This window comes from Paenibacillus radicibacter, assembly GCF_024721995.1.
GTDB classification, from domain to species: domain Bacteria; phylum Bacillota; class Bacilli; order Paenibacillales; family NBRC-103111; genus Paenibacillus_AM; species Paenibacillus_AM radicibacter.
The window spans coordinates 645,558-668,684 of record NZ_JANQBC010000001.1 but is presented as its reverse complement, the minus strand read 5'-3'; the positions used below and the strand labels follow the sequence as shown (position 1 = coordinate 668,684).

17 protein-coding genes are annotated in these 23,127 nt (G+C 43.5%); 15 read left to right on the top strand and 2 right to left on the bottom strand.

Annotation, left to right across the window (positions count from 1 at the left end; genetic code table 11):
- Positions 1-17: 17 nt before the first annotated feature.
- The 4 genes from fakB (at position 18) to NV379_RS03430 (ending at position 4,333) form a co-directional block, all read left to right on the top strand.
- Positions 18-887, top strand: coding sequence for a DegV family protein (gene fakB / locus NV379_RS03445; RefSeq protein WP_308860244.1), 870 nt, complete (start codon positions 18-20; stop codon positions 885-887).
- 14 nt (positions 888-901) lie between these two features.
- Positions 902-2,962, top strand: coding sequence for an ATP-dependent DNA helicase RecG (gene recG, locus NV379_RS03440; RefSeq protein ID WP_258205864.1), 2,061 nt, complete (start codon positions 902-904; stop codon positions 2,960-2,962).
- A gap of 63 nt (positions 2,963-3,025) precedes the next feature.
- Entirely contained in the window at positions 3,026-3,313 is a 288-nt protein-coding gene (locus NV379_RS03435; RefSeq protein ID WP_258205863.1) for a stage VI sporulation protein F, read from the top strand.
- A 96-nt stretch (positions 3,314-3,409) separates the two neighbouring features.
- Positions 3,410-4,333, top strand: a complete 924-nt coding sequence (locus NV379_RS03430) for a CPBP family intramembrane glutamic endopeptidase (RefSeq protein WP_258205862.1) — start codon at positions 3,410-3,412, stop codon at positions 4,331-4,333.
- Here the strand turns inward: NV379_RS03430 and NV379_RS03425 are convergent.
- Complete coding sequence (locus NV379_RS03425) at positions 4,330-5,247, bottom strand: LysR family transcriptional regulator (RefSeq protein WP_258205861.1); 918 nt, start codon at positions 5,245-5,247, stop codon at positions 4,330-4,332. The genes NV379_RS03430 and NV379_RS03425 overlap by 4 nt on opposite strands.
- Positions 5,248-5,403: 156 nt before the next feature.
- Here NV379_RS03425 and leuC point away from each other — a divergent pair, with 156 nt between their 5' ends.
- From leuC to NV379_RS03385, 8 genes are all read left to right on the top strand, one after another.
- Complete coding sequence (leuC, locus tag NV379_RS03420; protein WP_258205860.1) at positions 5,404-6,819, top strand: 3-isopropylmalate dehydratase large subunit; 1,416 nt, start codon at positions 5,404-5,406, stop codon at positions 6,817-6,819.
- Positions 6,820-6,854: 35 nt separating this feature from the next.
- Positions 6,855-7,460 carry a 3-isopropylmalate dehydratase small subunit gene (gene leuD / locus NV379_RS03415; protein ID WP_258205859.1) on the top strand — a complete coding sequence of 202 codons (606 nt, stop codon included), beginning with the start codon at positions 6,855-6,857 and terminating at the stop codon, positions 7,458-7,460.
- A gap of 261 nt (positions 7,461-7,721) precedes the next feature.
- Positions 7,722-9,170 (top strand): N-acetylmuramoyl-L-alanine amidase family protein, encoded by a 1,449-nt coding sequence (locus NV379_RS03410; protein WP_258205858.1) that lies wholly within the window; start codon positions 7,722-7,724, stop codon positions 9,168-9,170.
- A gap of 24 nt (positions 9,171-9,194) precedes the next feature.
- Positions 9,195-9,755 (top strand): GerMN domain-containing protein, encoded by a 561-nt coding sequence (locus NV379_RS03405; protein ID WP_258205857.1) that lies wholly within the window; start codon positions 9,195-9,197, stop codon positions 9,753-9,755.
- Positions 9,756-9,857: 102 nt separating this feature from the next.
- Complete coding sequence (locus tag NV379_RS03400; RefSeq protein WP_258205856.1) at positions 9,858-10,943, top strand: ABC transporter ATP-binding protein; 1,086 nt, start codon at positions 9,858-9,860, stop codon at positions 10,941-10,943.
- 3 nt (positions 10,944-10,946) lie between these two features.
- The gene (locus NV379_RS03395) at positions 10,947-13,352 is read left to right on the top strand and encodes an ABC transporter permease (protein WP_258205855.1); all 2,406 of its coding nucleotides are present in this window, start codon (positions 10,947-10,949) and stop codon (positions 13,350-13,352) included.
- 118 nt (positions 13,353-13,470) lie between these two features.
- Complete coding sequence (gene nth / locus NV379_RS03390) at positions 13,471-14,139, top strand: endonuclease III (protein WP_258205854.1); 669 nt, start codon at positions 13,471-13,473, stop codon at positions 14,137-14,139.
- 25 nt (positions 14,140-14,164) lie between these two features.
- Complete coding sequence (locus NV379_RS03385; RefSeq protein WP_258205853.1) at positions 14,165-14,437, top strand: NAD/NADP transhydrogenase alpha subunit; 273 nt, start codon at positions 14,165-14,167, stop codon at positions 14,435-14,437.
- Positions 14,438-14,493: 56 nt separating this feature from the next.
- On the opposite strand, the gene NV379_RS03380 is transcribed toward NV379_RS03385, so the two are convergent.
- Entirely contained in the window at positions 14,494-15,135 is a 642-nt protein-coding gene (locus tag NV379_RS03380) for a phosphatase PAP2 family protein (RefSeq protein ID WP_258205852.1), read from the bottom strand.
- A gap of 167 nt (positions 15,136-15,302) precedes the next feature.
- On the opposite strand from NV379_RS03380, the gene NV379_RS03375 reads away from it, so the two are divergent.
- The 3 genes from NV379_RS03375 (at position 15,303) to NV379_RS03365 (ending at position 22,972) form a co-directional block, all read left to right on the top strand.
- Complete coding sequence (locus tag NV379_RS03375; protein WP_258205851.1) at positions 15,303-19,040, top strand: dynamin family protein; 3,738 nt, start codon at positions 15,303-15,305, stop codon at positions 19,038-19,040.
- 255 nt (positions 19,041-19,295) lie between these two features.
- A complete protein-coding gene (locus NV379_RS03370) occupies positions 19,296-21,143 on the top strand; it encodes an ABC transporter ATP-binding protein (protein ID WP_258205850.1) in 1,848 nt (615 codons plus the stop codon).
- The gene (locus NV379_RS03365; protein WP_258205849.1) at positions 21,140-22,972 is read left to right on the top strand and encodes an ABC transporter ATP-binding protein; all 1,833 of its coding nucleotides are present in this window, start codon (positions 21,140-21,142) and stop codon (positions 22,970-22,972) included. Before NV379_RS03370 ends, NV379_RS03365 begins: the two co-directional genes overlap by 4 nt.
- Positions 22,973-23,127 lie beyond the last annotated feature (155 nt).

The window sequence follows — 23,127 nt, the reverse complement described above, 5'->3', positions numbered from 1 at the left end:
TAAGTTATATGGGAGACGTGAAATTGTTGAGTAAAGTTCGCATCGTAACAGACAGTACGGCAGATATACCGGAGGAAATTCGTAAGGAATTAGGTATTATATGTGTTCCTCTAAAAATTTTATTCGGCGAAGAGACGTTTCTGGATGGGGTAACGATGACGCAAGATACATTCTATGACAGGCTCGTTACCTCCTCTGTTATTCCAACGACTTCACAGCCATCGCCACAAGAATTTCTTGATGTTTATCAGCAGTTAGCGGATGAGAATCCGGAAGGTTCGATTATCTCGATTCATCTTGCTTCCGTTCTTAGTGGTACGTATCAGTCGGCTTTGATCGCAAAATCCATGATGGAAGATCAAGTGCCGATTGCAGTAGTCGATTCGAAGTCAGCCTCTTACGGGATTGGCGAATTGGTGGTTGAGGCAGCGAAAGCCGCGAAAGCAGGTAAAACAGAAGCGGAAATCCTCCAGCTAATCGAAGATATCCAAAGCAATCATGCTATTTTCTTTATGGTTAATACACTTGAATATCTTCAAAAAGGTGGACGAATCGGCAGAGCTTCTGCATTAATCGGCTCTCTACTTAATATCAAACCGATTCTAACGATTGATAATGAAGGTTATGTTTCTTCCAAGGATAAAGCCCGCGGACAGAAGAAAGCATTGTCTCGAATTGTTGAGTTGTTAGAAGAACAGTTCCCGAACAATACGCCTTTGAATATCAAAATGGCACATATTCGCAATCCAGAAACAGCGGAGCAATTGCAACATATGATCGCAGAAAAGTTTGATGTGAAAAGTGTGGAACATGTTACAATCGGGCCTGTAGTTGGAACGCATGTAGGTCCAGGACTCGTTGCTGTCTTTGCTTTCTTGGCAAAATAGGAGTTGTTACGTAAATGAAAGATATATATACAACACCGATAGACGAAATCAATGGCGTGGGATCATCTAAAAAAGATGATCTTCATGCCATTGGCATTTATACAGTAGGTGAATTACTTGAATATTACCCGTTTCGCTATGATGATTATTCCATCCGCGATTGGAGTACCGTTAAGGACGGGGATAAAATCACAGTTAAAGGGGTACTCGTTAGTGAACCTGTTACGCAGCGATTTGGAAAAGTAAAATCACGTATGATTTGTAAAGTGGTCATCGACCACTTTTTTGTTACCGCCGTTTGGTTTAATCAAGCTTACTTGAAGGACAAGCTGACGCTCCAAAGTGAGATTGTGATGACGGGTAAGTGGGATGCTCAGCGTAAACAGATTACGGTAGCAGAGACGGAATTTGCACAAATGCATAACTCAAAATCTTCTAAAGTGGGTACGCTGCAGCCCGTATATTCAATCACTGCGGAGCTAAATCAAAAGTGGATGCGCAAAACGATTAAGCAAGCTTTGACCCAGTTTGGTGCACTTATTCCTGAAATTTTACCGAGTCAACTTCTGGATCAACATCATCTGATGATAAGACGTGATGCAATTGCTGCGATTCATTTGCCAGAGCAGATGGATGAAGGGCAAGGAGCCCGTAAACGAATGGTTTATGAAGAGTTATTCTTGTTTCAGCTCAAACTTCATGCCTTGCGGACGATAAATCGTAAACGTGGTGGCGGAATCGCGCAAGAAGTGGATTTACCGGCAGTACGGGCTTTTGTTCGAGCGCTGCCATTTACCTTAACTCCATCCCAGAAGCAAGTGATTGCGGAGATTTTGGAAGATATGCAGGCACCATTCGGGATGAATCGTTTGCTACAAGGGGATGTTGGTGCGGGTAAGACTGTTGTAGCTGCCGTGTCATTGTTCACTACGGTGAAGGCAGGCTATCAAGGGGCATTAATGGTTCCAACGGAGATTCTTGCCGAACAGCATCTGAAATCACTTACGAAGCTATTTGAGCCTTACGGAATCACGGTAGGCTTATTGAGAGGGTCTTTAACGGCCAAGCAGCGTCGTGAAGTGTTGGGGTCTTTGCAGATGGGTTTACTTGATATCGTAGTCGGAACCCATGCTTTAATCCAAGAAGATGTGTTCTTCCGCAAGCTTGGACTTGTTGTAACTGATGAGCAGCATCGATTTGGCGTTGCGCAGCGTGCCATTCTTAGACGAAAGGGAATAGCACCAGATGTCTTGTCGATGACGGCTACGCCGATTCCTCGTACGCTTGCGATCTCTGCGTTCGGTGATCTGGATGTATCCTCGCTTCGTGAGCTGCCGAAGGGACGTATCCCGATTAAGACGTATTCGGTTAAACATGAGATGTTAGATCGGGTATTGGGCTTTATTGCGCGTGAAGTGGAAGCGGGTAGACAAGCGTATGTCATTTGCCCACTGATCGAAGAGTCCGAGAAATTAGATGTGCAGAACGCGATTGATGTGTTCGTGCAATTACAGGGACATTTTCCAAACTTAAAGATCGGGTTACTCCATGGTCGGATGACAGCTAGCGAGAAAGAAGAAGTTATGCGTTCGTATAAAGACAATGAGCTGCATGTTCTTGTCTCGACAACAGTAATTGAAGTTGGAGTTGACGTTCCGAACGCGACACTGATGGTTGTGTATGATGCGGATCGGTTCGGACTCTCACAGCTGCATCAGCTTCGTGGACGCGTAGGAAGGGGTGCTCATGCCTCTTATTGTGTTCTTATAGCCAATCCTCGTACAGAGACCGGTAAAGAGCGTATGCGGGCCATGGTGGAGACGAATGATGGTTTTGAGATCGCAAGACGTGATCTCGAATTACGTGGACCAGGTGATTTCTTCGGAACGAAGCAGAGCGGTCTGCCCGAGTTTCGAATTGCTGATATCGTAGCCGACTTTGAAGTGATGGAGATGGCTCGTGATGATGCAGCTGAACTTGTAGCTTCTGACCAATTCTGGACAGGTGTTAGTTACATGGGGCTGCGTCAATATTTACAAAGAGAACATGTGCTAGACGGAGAAGTACTCGATTAATTCAAGCAAGTTTTGAAGCTTTCGTTCATATGCTGAAAGGGATGGTGAACGGAGGTGCTTCAAATGGGTTATCAAAAATACGGTGTAGACTCAATTCTGGTGGAACGTATTAAGAAGAAGCTAAAAAATCCGGATATTAAAGAGAAAATCAAACAGCTTCTAGATGGTGTGACGAAATCAGATTTACAAGATCGCGTTAAAGTAACGAAATTACTTAACCAAGCATCCAAAATATTAGGCGAAAATTTATCTACAACCCAAAGCAATAATATTGTCGATTTTGTTGTCGCTCAGAAGATTGATCCGAATAATACGTTTCACTTGATTAAATTATGGGGCATGTTTCGCTAATAGAATGGAGAATCAGACTGCATGTAACGTGCATGTCTGATTTTTTTTAATTTAATCATTGTAAAATATTGGTATAATGGTTTTGAGGTGATGGGAGTGCGATCAGGTAATTGGAAATCGAGCATTCAAATTGTAGCAAAAATCGGTCTCTGTATGGCGATTTGGTTCGTTGGTGTTGTCCTCTTAGATGGTGTTGCGATGCTTCTGATGGCACTACGTAGTCAAGCTAGGTCGTTATCTGATGTAGATGCTGACCCGCTATATCAGGCTGTCATGACGTATGGAGGTATGGGACTACTCATGCTTATCGTATGGGTGGTTTACCGGTTATTTGACCGTAAGAAGGGCTGGAAGTTAGGTCTTGCCGGGCAGTATCCTGTAAGGAGATTTGTTCAAGGCACAGTAATGGGGCTATGTATGATTGTTGCTGCATGTGGGCTTATCTGGTTACTTAGTGGAGCGCCAGTAATAAGATTGAACAACTTTGAGTATGCAGCGTTATGGAAAGGGATCTTGTTATTTATTGTTGTTGCTCTTAATGAAGAATTATTCATCCGCGGTTATGTACAAGGTCTTGTGCGTCATCACTTCGGAATATGGAGTGCCGTTGGTATATCGTCGCTTATATTTGCCATCATGCATGTATTTAATCAAGGTATGTTTACAACGCCGATGCCTGTGATTAACTTGCTCGTTGCCGGTGTGTTTTTTGCTATATGTCGAGAGTGGACAGGCAGTTTGTGGCTGCCGGTCGGGCTTCATTTTGCATGGAATTATGTACAAGGCCACTTGATTGGGTTTCCGGTTTCAGGTCAGAGAGTTGTATCCGTGCTTCAAATTCAGCCTAGTCGTGTTTCGTGGATTAGTGGCGGCGAGTTTGGTGCGGAAGGAAGTTTGATTACTACTGTTGTTATGCTATGTAGTACAGCGTATGTAATGAAAATATGGCATAAGCAGCGATTCCAAGCAGGAGAATCTATACATACCGATCATTCAATTGTAGGAACAAAGGCCATCTAGTGGCCTTTGTTTTGCATGACGCTTTTCATCGTATCGATGAACGCTTTGGCTGCATTGGATACATATCTACCTTTGCGATAAGCAAGAACAAGTGTACGAACTGGCTGGATCGCTAATGGTAAATGAACAGGCGTAAGATCAGATGAAGCACGCTTCGTAATCATGTAAGGAACAAAAGCGATCCCCATACCTGCTGCAACAAGGGATTGCACGGTTTCTATATTGGAGCTTTCGAATACAATTGTTGGTGTGAAGCCGCTGTCCTCACATAACTCGCGCGTAAATTGACGCAGCCCTTGGTTTTTTTTCAAAGCAATAAAAGGTTCATGAATAAGCTCATCAATCGTAATCGGTGTTGTAGTGCCATCAGCGTTCAGATGCGACTCTACAAGTCGGTGATTCGGCGGAAGAGCAAGCATAATTTCCTCATCTAGCAAGTGCTCATAACTGAGTGATTCGTGTTGAAGTGGTAGGGAGAGTAAGGATAGATCGGTTCCTCCATTAGCTGTCAGAGTCTCTAAATTCGTCGAGGTTTCCTCAACGAGCACAATTTCGATCTGTGGGTATTGCTGCTGAAAGATAGGAAGGACAAGTGGCAAGATTGTAGAGCCCGTGATCGGCATGGAGCCGAAGACAAGACGACCTTTCTTCATTTGGGAGATGTCTTCCATCTCTCTACGCAGTCCGTCAACGTTATCTAATATTTGCTGAGCTTTATCTACGAATAGCGCGCCTGCATGCGTTAGTTCAACAGAGTTTGTATTACGCTGGAATAGCAGGACACCGAGTTCTTTCTCTAATTTGGAGAGTTGTTGGGACAATGATGGTTGTGCGATATGTAATTTCTCTGCTGCACGGGAGAAGTTACGCTCTTTAGCGATTTGAACCGTATATAGCAATTGACGAAGTTCCATGATGTGATTCCCCCTCAGTATGAAATATGGCGAGTTACAGTTATTGTTTTTACCTATCAATATTATAGATATTATATCTTGGATCAATGAGGAAATAAATGCTAGGATATGAACATCAAATTGAAACGACGGATTTTAATGATGGGGTGAATAGTGATGAGTAAACAAACAATGTTTGAAAAGATCTGGAATAACCATGTGATTCATCAAGAAGAGGGTAAGCCAAGTGTCATTTATATTGACCTTCACTTGGTGCATGAAGTAACATCTCCTCAAGCATTCGAAGGGTTAAGAATTGCAGGCCGTAAGGTGCGCAGACCTGACCTCACGTACGCAACGATGGATCATAACGTACCGACGAAGGATCGATTTAACATTACAGATCCAATCTCCAAACAGCAGATTGATACACTTGCTAAGAACTGTGCGGATTTCGGGGTTACTTGTTTCGATCTAGACTCCCTTGATCAAGGTGTTGTTCACGTAATGGGTCCAGAACTTGGACTTACACACCCAGGCAAAACAATCGTATGCGGTGACTCTCATACATCTACACACGGTGCATTCGGCGCACTTGCTTTCGGTATTGGTACGAGTGAGGTTGAGCATGTACTTGCTACACAAACCCTGCAACAATCCAAAGCGAAGACATTGGAAGTTCGCATTGTTGGTGATCTTAAGCCAGGTGTAACGGCTAAAGACTTGATTCTTGGTGTGATTGCACAATATGGAACGGATTTCGCAACAGGTTATGTAATTGAATATACAGGTGAAGCGATTCGCAAGCTTTCGATGGAAGAACGCATGACTGTATGTAACATGTCAATTGAAGCGGGTGCTCGCGCAGGTCTAATTGCACCAGATGAGACAACATTTGCGTACCTGCGTGGTCGTGAATATGTGCCGCAAGGCGAAGCATTCTATGCTGCAGTTGACGAGTGGAAGTCACTTACGACGGACGAAGGCGCAACTTATGATCTAGTTGTTGACTTCGATGCTGACTCTTTAATTCCACAGGTAACTTGGGGAACAAGCCCAGGTATGGGAACAAGCATTACGAATAATGTTCCAAACCCGAATGATTTTACAACAGATAATGAACGTAAAGCAGCTGAAAAGGCGCTTGAATATATGGGACTTACACCAGGTACACCGATGAGTGATCTGAAAGTCGATTATGTGTTTATCGGTTCTTGTACGAATGGTCGGATTGAAGACCTACGTGCAGCAGCAGCTGTGGCGAAAGGTTACAAAGTATCTTCTGCAGTGACAGCAATTGTTGTACCGGGTTCAGGACGTGTGAAAATTCAGGCGGAAAAAGAAGGTTTGGATCAAATCTTCATCGATGCAGGGTTTGAATGGCGTGATGCAGGGTGCTCGATGTGCCTTGCGATGAATCCAGACGTCTTACAACCGGGTCAACGCTGTGCGTCTACATCGAATCGTAACTTTGAAGGTCGACAAGGTCGTGGCGGACGTACACACTTGGTGTCACCAGCAATGGCAGTTGCGGCAGCGGTTAAAGGTCACTTCTACGATGTGCGTGATTGGGAATTGAAGAAAGAAGCTTAAATAGCGCGAAATGAAGATGCGAGGAGAGAATAACGATGGAAGCATTTAAACAGCATACAGGTCTTATAGGCCCTGTGGATCGTGTTAACGTAGATACAGATGCAATCATTCCTAAACAATTTTTGAAGCGTATTGAACGCACAGGCTTTGGACAATTCCTATTCTTTGAATGGAGATTCCATGAGAACGGTGAAGTTAATCATGAGTTCGCTTTGAATCAACCTCGTTATGAGGGAGCGTCGGTACTTCTATCAAGAGTAAACTTTGGCTGCGGATCATCGCGGGAACATGCGCCTTGGGCGATTCAAGACTATGGATTTAAAGTCGTCATTGCTCCTACATTCGCAGATATTTTCTATAACAACTGCTTTAAGAATGGGATCTTGCCAATCAAATTATCGGAAGAGCAAGTCGAGGATCTGTTCCAACGAACCGCCCAGTATGAAGGATATAAGTTGAATGTGGATCTTGAGAAGAAGACAATCGTGGACGATCATGGTCTACATATTGCCTTCGATTTAGACGAGCACCGTCGTCAATTCTTGCTTCAAGGGTTGGATGATATTGGTCTAACCTTGAAACACGCTGATGAAATCACTGCTTATGAAGAGCGTCATGCATCTCGCTTAGCATACAAATAAGTTTGTACGGAGCCAAAGACCTTGTCCCTTCATTGGGATGGGGTCTTTTTCGTTTGTGGCAAAAAAAGTACAAATAAATTTTTTTTGGAGAGTCAGCAACCTTTTTAGGACAAGCAGCGTCTAAAAACCGTCGCTTTGTGTCGATATACACATGAACAATACAATAATTCCGTAATTCTTGACTAAAAAAGCAGGGGATTTGCTAATTTTGTAGAATTATTGGGAAGCGATGTTAAATTTCGAAGAAATCTGAGGTGTATGATGAAACTGTGGAAAGTACTGTTGTCCGTCTGTCTATTCTCGCTTTTACTACCAACTTTGTCTGCTCTAGGAGCAACGGCAAACCCTACAATCCATCTGGTACTTAATGGTGTTGAACTTAAACCGTTAGTTCAACCGCGTTTCGTCAACGATTATACGATTGTACCGATTCGTGTTATTTCGGAAGGACTCGGTGCGAAGATCGGCTTTGATCAGAAGCAGCAAAAAGTAACGATTACGAAGGACAAGACGAAAATTGAACTTTTCATTAACAAGAAGGAAGCTCTTGTTAATGGAGAGAAGAAACAACTTGATTTAACGCCCGTATTAGAAAAGGATACTACACTTGTTCCACTTCGCTTCGTTGGGGAACAGTTTAATGTGAAATTCCGATATGATCCTGATACAACGACTGTCTTAATGGATTCCAAAGAGGAAGACAAGAACCCGACACCGACCCCTCCTCCTAAACCGGAGAAACCTACAAAACCTGATGAGAATGGGTCGACAGACAAAGAAACGAAGCCGGATAAGAAGCCAGATACGAATAATTTGACAGTGTCTCAAATTGAAACAACGGAAACTTCGTTTGCAATCAAGACAGATTCAGATCAATCCAAACCGAAAGTGATGGAATTGCAAAATCCACACCGTCTTGTGTTTGATATTGAGAATGCTGTGCTTGGGAAAGAGTTGCTCACGAAAGTTGAGAAAACCGAAGGAAAGATTGATTCAAAGCATCCGCTTATATCTCAAATTCGATACTCGCAATTCTCTAATGATCCTGCGACTGTCAGAGTGACACTGGATTTAACAGCAACTGCTAAATATCGTCTCATTCCTAGTGTAAAAGGCTCAACAGAAATTCGAGCTGAAATTTATACCACAACGATTGGTGAAAAGAAAGATAAATATATTATTGTGTTGGATGCAGGTCATGGTGCTCATGACCCAGGCGCAAGTGCAACTTCGGCAAATGGTCGTACGGAGAAGGAATTTACGCTTGCTATGGTGAAGAAGTTAGGAGCACTTCTTGAGAAGGAAGCGAAACTTCAGGTATTATATACACGATCCGACGATACGTTTGTTGAGTTGGATGACCGTGTGAGTTTTGCCAATAATTACGGTGCAGATTTATTCTTATCCATTCATGGTAACTCATTTACGAGTAAATCTCGCGGAACAGAAACGTATTACTATAATCCTAATAGCTTAGACTTTGCAAGTGTTATTCATCAATATGCCGTTGATGCAACTGGATTCATAGACCGTAAAGTGCAGAAGAGTGGCTTTAGAGTGATCAAAGGTACGACGATGCCTGCGGCACTTCTCGAAGTCGGATTTTTGTCAAATAAGGAAGAAGCAGATATGATGTATCAAGAAGTATTCCAGAATAAGCTAGCAAATTCGCTTGTTAAAGGCATTAAGGAATACTTGAATTTGAAATAAGGGGTGAACCAAGTCGTGAAAATGATGAACTGGAAAGGGTTCGCACTCATTCTGACGATTGCTCTTATGATCGCAGGCTGTGGGCAGAAGCAAGCACTTCAAGGCAATGTATCAACATCGACACCTGTTCCAACTGTTGAGCCGACACAAACACCGACTCCAACACCTACAGCGACTCCAATTCCGAAAAAGACGAAACAGGTTAAAGTGTATTATTCGGATGATAATTTAGAAGAGCTTGTTGAGAAAGTTGCAACCATCACATATCTGAATGATGGCGATCTGTATCATGAAGCATTAGAGAAATTAAAGAAGTCCGATGATCCGAAGTTAACTTCACTATTTGAGAAAGTAACATTTAAGCATGTGACGATGGAGAAAGACGGTTTGCATGTGGATCTGACGTGGTCACAGGGCGGTCAAATGGGGGCTCCTGGTGAAGATTTCTTCATCAAAGCATTAGAGAAAACGGTGTTCCAGTTCCCAGAGGTTAAAGCCTTATATGTGAAAAAAGATGGAAATCAAGTGGAATCACTAATGGGGCATATGGATTTGCCTTATCCAATTGTACGTTCTGCAAAATAATATCAAGCCTCTCAATGTGGATGCATATTCATCATTGAGGGGCTTGATTTATGTTAGAATGAATTGTTTGAATATTGCAAAAGAATGTGAGGGTGGCGCAAAATGGCAATCAAGATGAATGAAATCATCAAAACCTTTCATATTGGTGGAACGACATATACAGCGTTAAAAGGAATCGATCTACATATCCATGAAGGTGAATTCGTTACAGTAATCGGTAAGTCAGGCAGTGGGAAATCAACACTTATTAATATGATGACAGGTATAGATGTACCTACCTCGGGTAAGATTCAAATTGCAGGCACAGATTTATCTCAGATTAAGAAAAGGCACTTATCACAATGGCGTGGTCGTCACTTGGGTATCATCTTTCAATTCTTTCAATTGCTACCGACACTTTCTTTATTAGAGAATGTCATGCTGCCAATGGATTTCTGTGGGGTATACGGCGTTCGTGAACGCAAGCGTAAAGCAATGGAGTTACTCGACCAAGTTGGGATGCTAAATCACATGAACAAGCTGCCTTCGGCTGTGTCAGGCGGTCAGCAGCAGCGTGTAGCAATTGCGCGAGCACTTGCTAATAACCCATCGATCCTAATTGCAGATGAGCCGACAGGTAGCTTGGATTCAAAGACAGCAGAATCGGTATTCCAATTGTTTGAACATCTTGTGGAGCAAGGGAAAACTATTGTCATGGTTACACATGATAACGATCTAGCGAGTCGGGTCAAGCGATCCGTTGTGATGGTAGACGGACAAATTGTAAATGAGTATGTCATGCAAGCTTTGCCGAATTTAAATGTAGACCAATTAACCCATTTGATCCCGCAATTACAGACAATCGATTATGAGCCAGGTACGGTTATTATTCGAGAGGGTGATGTGGCGGATAGTGCGTATATCATTACGCAAGGTGAGGTTGAAGTGTATTTAAATCATCCTGGAGGACAACAGATTCTAGTCAATCGACTGGGCAAAGGGCAATATTTCGGAGAGATTGCATTGATTCAAGGTGGTACTCGAACAGCAACTGTTCGAGCAGCAGGTGATCAACAGGTAATGCTAAGAAAGCTCGATCGGACTCTTTTCCAAGAATTAATCAATAGTTCTGAACTAACACGTGATGAAATTGAGCGAATAACCCATCAACGATTAACTGAACTCTTTCGAGTAGAGGAGGGGCAATAAAAGGTGCTTAAACCACGTTGGAAAAAGGTATGGCAAGATTTATGGAGCTATAAAGCAAAGACGGCATTAGTCGTTCTGTCTATAACACTGGGTGTGATGAGTGTGGGTATACTTGGACAGGCGAAGTCACTACTGGAGCAAGGGATGGATGCAAGCTATAAATCCGCACATGCCTCAAACTTTACATTATTTACAAAGCCTTATGAGTCTAAATTGTTGGATTCCATTAAGCAGATGCCAGACATAGGTGAATTGGAAGAAAGAGCGATATATTCCGCCCGTATTAATGTGAATGAAGATGCAAGTGGGCAGCCGACTGTGGAAGATTGGCGTGATTTAAGAATGACTGCGATTGCAGATTACAACGCTGTTAAGATGGATACATTTTATCCTGATCAAGGCGTGATTCAGCCGCAAAAAGATGAAATTGTACTCGAGCGTACGGCACTTCCTTATCTAAATGTACAGGTAGTGGATGAGGTTTGGATTGAAATGCCGACAGGTTTAAGAGTGAAATTGAAGCTTGTTGGTACGGTATACGATCCAGGGAAGGTGACAGCTTCGATTGATGGTGTAAACTTTGGGTATATCAATTATGAGACGCTTGTTTCTTTGCAATTGCCAAAGCTTGCTAATACCATCTCTGTACAAGTAAATAAACAAGTAAGCCAAGAGGATGACATCAAAAAATTAGCGGCAAATGTTAGAGATGAGGTGTATGCCCAAGGTGGACATGTCTATTCAACGTGGATACCGGAGCAGAACAAGCACTGGGCATCTAATATTTTGCAATCGCAAGCGGTCATTTTCGAGCAACTTGGATTATTAATCTTAATTCTAGGATCAATTATCGTTATTAATACGATATTTGCATTATTAACCGGACAGATGAAGCAGATGGGTGTGATGCAGGTTATTGGTGCTACACCTAATATGCTCATTCGAATGTATATAAGTGTTGTACTGCTCTATGGATTGATAGCTCTATGTATTGGTGTGCCGATTGGGTTATGGGGCGGTAGACTGATGGCAGGCTTAAGTGTGAATGTGCTCAACTTTGATACTTCAGCATTTGGAATCTCACCACAGATTCTGCTTATTCAAATTGCTGTAAGTCTTGTGATTCCTCTGTTAGCGGGACTGTATCCCATTATGCTCAGTACGCGGGTAACCCTATTAGATTTAATCAATGGTCGATCAGCGGGTGGAGATTATGGTCATTCCCGCATAGATCGACTGATAGAGCGGATCAAAGGTATTTCACGTCCGATGCTGCTATCTCTGCGCAACACAGTTCGGCGTAAAGGCAGACTTGTCATGACCTTGATTATATTAAGTTTAGGTTGTGCGATGACTTTATCCGTTCTCAGTGCATATGCATCCACACAAAGAACGACAGACAATTCCATTGCGTATTCAAATTATGACATTAGCTATGAGTTCGCAACGTCATATCCTGCATCAGATATTGAGCGAGTGACGAGTCAAGTTAGTGGTGTAACCAAATTCGAATCTTGGGGATCGCGCACGGTGAATAGAGTCCGCGCGGACGGGGTGGAAAGCGATGACTTTACACTGGTTGCGCCACCTGCTGGCAGCCAAATGATTCGGCCAGAAATTACAAAAGGTCGATGGCTTGCGCCTGATGATCGTAATGGAATTGTAATTGAATCTTATGTTCTAGTCGGAGAACCTGATCTTGATGTGGGTCAAGAGATAACGCTTAAAATTGGCGGAAAAGAATCAACATGGCATATCGTAGGTATTGCTCGAAAGGTAGCGGGTTCAATTCGTTCTTATGTGAACTATGATGCGCTTGTCGATGTGACAGGAGCAAGTGGACAAGTGGACATGATCCAAATTGTGACAGGAGCTCACGATCGAGATGCACAAGCGAAGGCCGCCGCTGCATTAAGTGAGCAATATCGAGGTCAAGGATTCTTAGTTAACACAAGTCAATTAACGACGGATCTACATGATATTATTAGCTCTAAGATGTCGCTTCTAATCAATCTCCTTACTGTACTCGTCGTCTTACTCATGACTGTCGCAGGACTTGGTTTGATGGGAACGATGAGTCTGAATGTGATGGATCTTACAAGAGAAATCGGTATTATGCGAAGTATCGGGGCGTCTGATTACCGTCTGTGGTGGATTATTGTTGCAGAAGGGCTCATAATTGGAGTTATAAGTTGGGTAATCGGCTGTTTACTCGCAATCCCAATTAGTCAGGAATTGTGTAAAGCGATCGGTCTATCCCTATTTAAATCTCCACTTGATTACGTTTATCCAATAAGCGGAGTGGTCATCACATTCGTCATGATGGTGACTTTATCCATTCTAGCTAGCTTCGGACCCGCGTGGAATGCCTCAAGACTAGCAGTACGAGATATACTTTCTTATGAATAATGTGAAATTATTTTTTAAAAAGTATGGTGTTTCATGTAGAATCGTTTGCGATATTGGACTGATTCATATAAAATGATTGAGTTAAGTGGATTGTTATTCAAACTGGGGGAACGTTTCGATGAGCAAAACGAAAGTCAGACATGTCTTGGACACGATCGCTGAGATGTATCCCGATGCCCATTGCGAGTTGATCCATTCGAATCCATTTGAATTGACGATTGCAGTTCTGCTTTCCGCACAGTGTACGGATGAAACGGTTAACAAAGTAACCAAAGATTTATTTCAAAAGTATAAGTGCCCAGAAGATTATATCGCGGTTTCCCTTGAGGAGTTGCAACAAGATATAAGGCGGATCGGTTTATTCCGTAACAAATCGAGCAATATCCAGAAATTGTGTCACCTGTTACTGGAAAAATACGATGGACAAGTCCCTGGTGAGTATGAGAAACTAGTGGAATTGCCCGGTGTTGGTCGTAAAACTGCGAATGTGGTCATGTCGAATGCTTTCGGTGTTCCTGCGATCGCTGTTGATACACATGTAGATCGTGTATCTAAGCGCCTGGGGCTTGCTGCCGCAGATGATTCCGTTCTTGAAGTGGAAAAAAAACTGATGCGCAAGGTGCCGTGTGATGAATGGACGATAACGCATCATCGTTTAATTTTCTTCGGACGTTATCATTGTAAAGCACAGAATCCGCAATGCGCAGTGTGTCCACTGCTGGATGTGTGTGCAGATGGAAAGAAACGAATGAAAACAACTCGCGTTAGAAACACTACAAAACAATAGATATAGAAGTAAAGGATGGGATGGTATGAAGTGCATTTCTGTGTATACAGCAGACTTCGAAGCTTTTTCGGATATTTTTGAACAGGTGCTTGCAACAAAACTTGCTGATAATGAGGAAGTTGAAATTGATGGTATCGTCGTTTCTGAAGCTGGCGAAGTTCCAGACAACTACATCGAGCGCATGCGTGCAAAGCTTGAGTGTGTCGTTATGAAACATAAAGAAAGTAATGCAACGATTTTGCAGCATGGCAACGTGTTTGAGATTATTCTTCCTCAAGCAGATGCTGTAACTGTCTAACACATAAGAGATCACAAAAAAGACTTGCGAAATGTTTTCGCAAGTCTTTTTTGTGTTTAATAAGATCGATTGTGTTTATTGCGTCTCCAAAACCAGATGCATATGAATAGAATGCTACTGCTAATAAGAAAGCCGCCAAGCACATCGCTTGGGTAATGTACGCCCACATAAATGCGAGAGATACCGATCCCAAGAATCATGAGGGTACTGAAAATAATTAACACGATACGGCCTATGAAGCTTGAGATATGGCGCCATAGCAAGAAGGTGATAACGCCAAAGAAGGCAACCGCAATCATCGAATGTCCACTAGGAAAACTGTGACCGGATGCTTCGAGCAATCGATCAACATCAGGACGTGCTCGGGTGAAAATTCTTTTGAGTATCGTATTCGTGAGTGGAACAAAGATCATTACGGCAAAGAACAAGATCATCTCTGCTCGATGTTTTAACACAAAAAATAAGAATATAGCTGTTAGGGCAGCTATGACGACGACAGTTGTCGGGTTGCCAATGAAAGATAGTACTTTCATCAGTGGAGTTACACCTTCTGATCGAAATGACCATACGGTTGAAGTAACGGCTTCATCGAAACCAGTAATTTGCATGGACATCACGAAGTAAGTAACGATTGCAAAGCAGATAGCTAGTCCGATACTTAAGGCAAGTAAGGGTTTATTACGGGTAGTTGATTTCACGAATAACCTCCTGATTGAAACTCGAAATAGAGACATGCAACATTTAGTATAACAAAATTAACTCAATTTTAGAAAGTGAGGCTGTTTTAGGTATTGCCAGTTGCAGTAGCGGCGTTTACACTGAAATTCGTAGTCTGTCTAACAATGTAGAAGTGGGGAGAATGGAAATGTCACAGACCGAGCTAGAACTACAGAGTCGGGAAATCAATCCTGCCAATATAGATCCAATGTCCGTTAAGTTAGAAAAGCTGATTAAACAGATGGAATTGAAAGGTGATACACAGCAGCAGATAAAATTTATAGGGTTACTTGAAAAATGGCGTAAGCAGCGTTCATATATCGCGTTCTGTGGTCACTTCTCAGCAGGGAAGTCTACAATTATTAACAGCTTATGCGGACACGTATTGTTGCCGTCTTCACCTATTCCAACTAGTGCCAATATTGTGTCTATTGCTAATGGCCCTGCGATTGCGAGCGTCTATCAGCAAGCCGATAGTGGTGAAGTGTTATCAAGTAAAGAAGTGCCACTCGAAGAGTTGGAGCAGTACTGTATTGATGGCAAAGCGGTACAGCGTGTTGAAATTACATATCCATTGCCGATGTTAGGTGAACATACTGCACTTCTGGATACGCCGGGAATTGACTCGACAGATGATGCCCATCAGATGGCGACGGAGTCTGCTTTGTATTTGGCCGATGTTGTGTTCTATGTGATGGACTATAATCACGTCCTATCGGAAATGAATTTAGCTTTTGCCAAAAAGATGGCAGAGCGCGGCAAGCCGCTCTATCTCATCGTAAATATGATTGACAAGCATCGCGATGCGGAACTCTCCTTCGAGTCTTACAAGGAAGGGGTTATTGCGTCCTTCCGCTCGTGGGGTATCGAGCCGAGCGGCGTGCTCTATGTGTCGATGAAGGTCCGTGACCATCGACATAATGAGTGGGGCCAGCTGCGCTACTTGCTGGCCGAGTTAATCGCGCGCGCAGGCGAATTGCGCGCGTATAGCGTGGACCAAGCAGCCCGTCAGCTCCTGGTGGAGCATGACGACTGGCAGGCGCAGGTCCACGCCCCCCGCAAGGCCGAGCTGCGCGAGGCCTTGGGGGACGACGGCGCGCAGCTCATCGCGCGCCGGGAGGAGCTTCTTCGCGGCGCTGCAGCCGCGAAGGAGGAGCCACAGCGCGTGCTCGCCGCGCTGCGCAAGGACCTTGTTGGCATTATTGACAATGCCAACATTATTCCCGCGGTGACACGGGACACCGCGCATGAGTACCTGCAAAGCCGTAAGTCCGGCTTTAAGGCAGGCTTCTTCGCACGTGCCGCTCAAACCGAGGCAGAGATCCAGCGTCGGCTGGATAAGCTGCATGCGGAGTTTAAGGCAGGCGTGACGACGCAACTGGAGCGCCATATACAGACGATGCTTCGGGAGGCGTATGAAACGTCTGGTATTGAGCAGCAAACGCTTCTAAGTGAGGCTACAGCGCTTCACGTGGATATTACAACATCATGGCTCGCTGACCAAGTGAAGACAGGAGCTGTTTTCACAGGTGAATATACACTGAATTACATGAAAGACGTTGCAAGTGAAGTGAAGAGTCAATATCGCCGTCTAGGAAGTGATCTGGCAGAGCGTATGGCTAATGAGATGGAGCATGCGGCATCTAGCCGTGAACCCGAACTTACAGCTCAAATTGCTGAGCTTGATGAGTCTCTTATGGCGTATCATGAGTTATCTTCTCTGGAACAAAGTGAACAACAAGCTAGTGTGAAGTTACAACACATCGTAAATGAAGAGCGAGTGACAGTTCCTACTCTGCCGGATATGAAGCGTTATGTGCCAGATGTATCCGATCAAGGACCAACACTTGGTTTGAAGCAAGCTTCTATGGATGTGATTTTGCGTGCCGCGCATACGTTCCGTGAGGAACAAGGTGGAGAAGGCTCAGCGCAATCGGGTACTTTACAGTCTAATGAAAGCCAGACAGTAGGCTCCATAATAACGCCGTCTGCTGCATTTGGCACAGAACTTACGAACGAGGCAGAGACGCGTGCGAAGCAGTTCCATCAAGCAGCTCAGATCATGGAAGAAGTGCCAGCGCTTCGCTCGATTGCGCGTTCCTTGTCTGACAAAGCTTCGAGGATATTGGATCGTACGTTTACTGTTGCGTTATTTGGTGCATTCTCAGCTGGTAAATCATCATTTGCCAATGCTCTCATTGGGGAACGTGTTCTTCCTGTATCTCCCAATCCAACAACGGCTGCAATCAATCGAATTTTGCCGCCGCAAGAAGGTTGGGCACACGGCACCGCCAGAGTGAAAATGAAAAGTTTGGACGCTTTAGAAAGTGATGTCTTGTACTCGCTACAAGTACTAGGGCTTCAAGCTCAGGAGATGAACAGTGCTTTACAAGCGATTGCGACGTTAACTCCGGATAAAGCAACAGCCAAAGGCAAGCCGCATTATTCCTTCCTAACAGCTGTACAGCGGGGATGGGTGGATGCGAAGGATCATCTTGGACAAGAGCTAGTCGTGAATCAAGAGCAGTTCGCGGCCTATGTCGCGGAAGAAGCGAAATCTTGTTTCGTTGATGGCATTGAATTGTTCTATGCCAATCCACTAACCGATCAAGGTGTTGTCATTGTAGACACTCCTGGAGCGGATTCCATTAATGCGAGACATACTGGCGTAGCATTTAATTATATTAAGAATGCGGATGCGATTCTGTTTGTCACGTACTATAACCACGCATTTTCACATGCGGATAAGGAGTTCTTGCTTCAACTTGGACGGGTGAAAGATGCTTTTCAACTGGATAAAATGTTCTTTATCGTCAATGCGGCCGATCTCGCTTCATCAGAAGATGAACTTGATGGCGTTATTCGACATGTGGAGACGAATTTACTATCTCATGGCATTCGTTTCCCACGAATTTATCCGATTTCAAGTCAATGGGCAGCTGAAGGTAAGCTGAATCAAGATCCGAATTTAGTTGCAGCTTCAGGTATTACAAGTTTTGAAAAAGACTTTGCTTCCTTCACATTCCGTGAGTTGACACAGCTTGCAGTAAGTTCAGCAGAAGCGGAACTTAAGCGTGGCCTACACACGATGGATCGTTGGATATCTGGTGCCAAAGAAGGCGAAAACACGCGTCTAACGCGAATTGAGCAGCTTCGAGCTTCTAATCTGAAGGCGAATGAACTGCTACAAGTGTGTGATGAAACGGGATACAGTCGGGATCTCTCACAAGAGATTGAAGATTTGTTGTTCTATGTGAAGCAGCGTACGACTTATCGATATGGAGAATTGTTTGCGCAAGCCTTTAATCCATCGGTGTTCCGTGATCAGACACACTCGCAGAAAGACATGCTCCAAGCGGCCTGGAATGACTTTAAACGGATGATAGCGTTCCAACTGGAACAAGAGGTTCTAGCAACAACACTGCGCATAGAGAAGAAGGTTAATGAACTTGGTGGGAAGCAATATGCAGCTTGGGGGACTTCAGCATCTAACTTGATCGAAGGGTTTGAATATGAAGCCTATCCGAACCAAACGTACACCACTCCTCAAATTGCCATTCAACTTGAAGTTGCAGGGGTTGATGTCAAGATGCTGCAAGGCTTCTTTAAGAATGCCAAATACTTCTTTGAAGGTGAAGGTCGCGATAAACTAAAAGTTGCGCTTGAAACTCCTATTTTAGATGGTTTAACAGCTGTAATGAATGCGCAAAGTGACAAGTTTAAGCAGCTTTATAATAATCACTTGTCAGATGTACTTTCAGCGATGAAGAGTCGTCAACTAGACGCGATTGCAGATCATATCGAAGGGTCTGTATCCGCACTTGAGCTTAAAGTGGATTTGGACGATTTATATAAGAAGCGAGAGGAAGTATTCCGATTGCTGTAATGAGGATTATAGGGTAAAAAATAATTATAAACGAACGCCTGACTGCTTTTTTGGTCAGGTTTTGTTCGTTTGGGAGTGAAAGGGCTTTCATTAGAGGGAAAAGGCAACATTTAGCTGAATAGTGGCTTTTTTGTGACTATTTTGCAAAGATAACACGTTACCTGCCTTGTTACGGTCCCTTAGGCTCTTTGCCCGCTGTGTAAAGATGATGTTAAGATGTCACTCAAACATAGCAGAGAGACAGGGGGATGACAAATGGAAGCGTTTAAACAGCTGAAGCCTTATTATTGGCCAGTCAAAGGATGGTCGATTTTTTCTTTGCTGACGCTTATTGTGACAACAGGGCTCGGATTGATCTACCCAAGCATGCTGCGTCGATTAATTGATGATGCGATTTCACCTGGAAATTATGCACTCGTACCTCAATTGACACTGATGCTTGTAAGTGTAATGGTCGTGAAAGCTATTTTTTCATTTTTGCACGTATTCTCAGGTGCAAGGTTTGGGGTTAGCATGGTATTTAATTTACGTGCGGCGTTGTATCAGAAACTCCAATACTTATCTTTTCCTTACTATGATGGTGCGCGTACGGGAGATTTAATGGCACGATTAACTTCCGATGTTGAGGCGATTCGTTTATTCTTGTCCTACGGCATGGCTCAGTTATTCAATATTGTCCTCATGCTTTTGTTCGGTGCAGGGATGATGTTCTCCATTGATTGGAAATTGACTCTTGCGACGATGGTTCTTATGCCTTTTCTCGTACTTGCAGCCTTTCGATTTGAAACTAAAGCTGCACCAGCGTTTCGTGCGGTACGACAAGCATTCTCGGGACTTACGACGACCGTACAGGAGAACATTACAGGTGTTCGAACGGTCAAATCGTTTGCTAGAGAGCCTCACCAGATCGATAAGTTCCTAGAGCGTAATGAAAATTATCGGGCATCGAACTTAAAAACGTCTCAAATTTGGGCGAAATATTTCCCGTTCATGGAATTAATCTCAAACTTGAGTGTTGTTATTTTATTAGGCTACGGTGGTTACCGTGTAATTCAAAATGATATTACATTGGGTGATTTTGTCGCATTTTTCAGTTTAATTTGGTTTATTATCGGACCGCTCTGGCAGTTAGGGTTTCTAATTAACAATTACACGAACTGTAAAGCTTCGGCAGAGAAAGTACTCGAACTGCTCAATCAATACGTTCATGTTAAAGATGAGCCACAAGCCATATCGATACATAAATCTGATTACAAAGGACATGTTCGCTTTGAAAATGTTACGTTCGCATATGGAGAGAAGGAACCAGCACTTCACGACATTACAATTGACGCACCAGCAGGTTCTGTCATCGGTATATTAGGTGGAACAGGATCAGGTAAGACGTCGATTGTGTCGCTGCTTATGCGGGCTTACAACGTGAAGAATGGTCAGATTACACTCGATGGGCATGACATCCGCAAAGTTAAAATTGAAAACTTACGTGCAGGCATTGCAACGGTGTTTCAAGAGACATTCTTATTCTCGTCGACGATTCGTAATAACATTGCATACGGTCGTAAAGATGTGACACAAGATGATATTGAGCGAGCAGCTAAGCTTGCGAAAGCGCATGATTTCATTATGGAATTACCGCTTGGTTATGACACGATTGTCGGGGAGCGGGGGCTTGGTTTATCTGGTGGACAGAAGCAGCGAATTGCCATTGCTCGTGCACTTCTAACTGACCCTCGAATTCTCATTCTGGATGATGCTACAAGCGCGGTTGATATGGAGACGGAGCATGAGATTCAAGCAGGCTTCCAAGAGGTAATGGAAGGGCGTACGACATTCATTATTGCGCATCGGATCTCGTCACTTAAGCGTGCTGATGAAATTATCGTCTTAGAAGAAGGGCGAATTGTGCAGCGTGGTACACACGAACAATTAATTCAGCAAGAAGGTCCTTATCTAACAACCTATAACATTCAATATGGTGATCGTCCACAAGTAAGTGAACTTGAAGTCGCTGCTGCGATGGATGGAGAGCAGATGGAAGAAGTACGTGTAAGCATGAGTGCTAGTTCCGCTGAAACGGAGCTCATAAGGAGGAATCCAGAGTGAGTAAACAAGCTAAGCTCCGATTAGGTGGCGATCAAGCTGATTTGCATCAAACAGGTCGGTTTGTATATACAGATGATGAAGTGATTGAACAGAAATTTGACTGGAAGCAGGTTCGCAGACTGTTCTCCTATATGAAGCCCTATGCGAAGCAAATGCTGCCGATTATTCTGATCATGATGTTCATTGGTGCAATTACGAAATTAACTTATCCATTAATTATTTCATATACGATCGACCATTCTTTAGCAAAGAATAATAGTGATCTGCTCTTCGTGATGGTAGGATTACTCCTCGTTGTATATATCGTGCAATGGGTTGCGAATATGTTTCGTATTAAATTTACGAATATGATCGGACAAAATATTATTTATGATTTGCGCAAGCATGTATTCTCGCATATTCAAAGTTTGTCCTTCCGTTTCTATGATCAACGTCCAGCAGGGTCGATTCTCATTCGTGTAACCAACTATGTGAATTCCTTGCAAGACTTATTCACGAACGGTGTCGTGAACTTGATGATCGATTGTGTACAGCTCATTGGGATTATTGTGATCTTGCTCGTTATTAACTTTAAGTTAGGGCTTGCCATCATTGTCACTGTTCCACTCATGTTCTTGATTTCAACTAAGCTTAGACGAATGATTCGTCGTTCTTGGCAACTCGTGCAAATTAAACAGGCGAGACTCAATTCCCACTTGAATGAATGTATTCAAGGCGTTCGCGTTACACAGGCTTATTCGCAAGAGCAAGAGAACATGAAGTTCTTTGAAGGAATTAACAAAGAGAATCGTCGTGTATGGTACAAAGCAACAACGGTGAACCAAGTGATGGGGCCACTAGTTGAGATTACAGGTGCACTTGGATATGGGATCTTGTTCTTGTATGGTGCATCACTCATTGAAGTTAAAGAAATATCAGTAGGTACACTCGTTGCATTCTCGACTTATATCGCCTTCTTCTGGGATCCGATTAACCGTCTAGGTCAAATGTATACCCAATTGCTACAGGCAATGGCTTCAGCCGAGCGTATCTTTGAATTTATCGATGAGAAGCCAACGGTTGCTGAGAGCGAGCAGGCTAAAGATTTGCCTCCAATCGTCGGTCGCGTGAAATTGGAAGATCTTGTTTTTGCTTACGAAAAAAATCGTCCAGCGTTAAAAGGAATTTCCCTTGATGTAGAAGCGGGTCAGTCGATAGCGCTTGTTGGACATACTGGTTCAGGTAAAAGTACGATTATTAACATGATTTGCAGGTTTTATGATCCTACAGCGGGTCGTGTATGGATTGATGGCACTGATATTAGCCAAGTGTCCATTACGAGTTTGCGCTCGCAGGTAGGAATCGTGATGCAGGATACGTTTATTTTTGCAGGATCCATTCGAGACAATATTGACTTCGGAAAGCCAGGTTCAACAGATGAGGAAATTATCGCAGCTGCCAAAGCCGTAGATGCTCATGATTTCATTATGAAATTGCCGAATGGCTATGATACCGAAGTCGAAGAGCGGGGCAGCATGCTCTCCATGGGTCAACGTCAACTTCTGTCGTTCGCACGTGCACTACTTGCCGACCCGCGTATTCTCATTCTCGATGAAGCGACTGCAAGTATTGATACAGAGACCGAAGTGAAGATTCAGACGGCACTTAAAACCTTGCTTCAAGGACGCACATCCTTCATCGTCGCTCACCGCCTATCTACGATCCGCCATGCCGACCGCATCGTCGTGCTTGACCATGGCGAGATCGTCGAACAAGGCAGTCATGTTGAGCTCATGCATATCAAAGGCACTTACCACGGCCTCATTGAATCACAATATAAATATTTATAGGTTTATCATTAGGGTTAGGTTTATCTTCATGTTTGCTAACTCCGCCAATTGGATCGAATCGATCGATTGGCGGTTTTTTGTATGAAAAGTAAGTTTAAAAATTGAAACGAAAGAGAAAAGAGCACTGGAGGAGCGTAGCGTTCGCCTTTGAAATC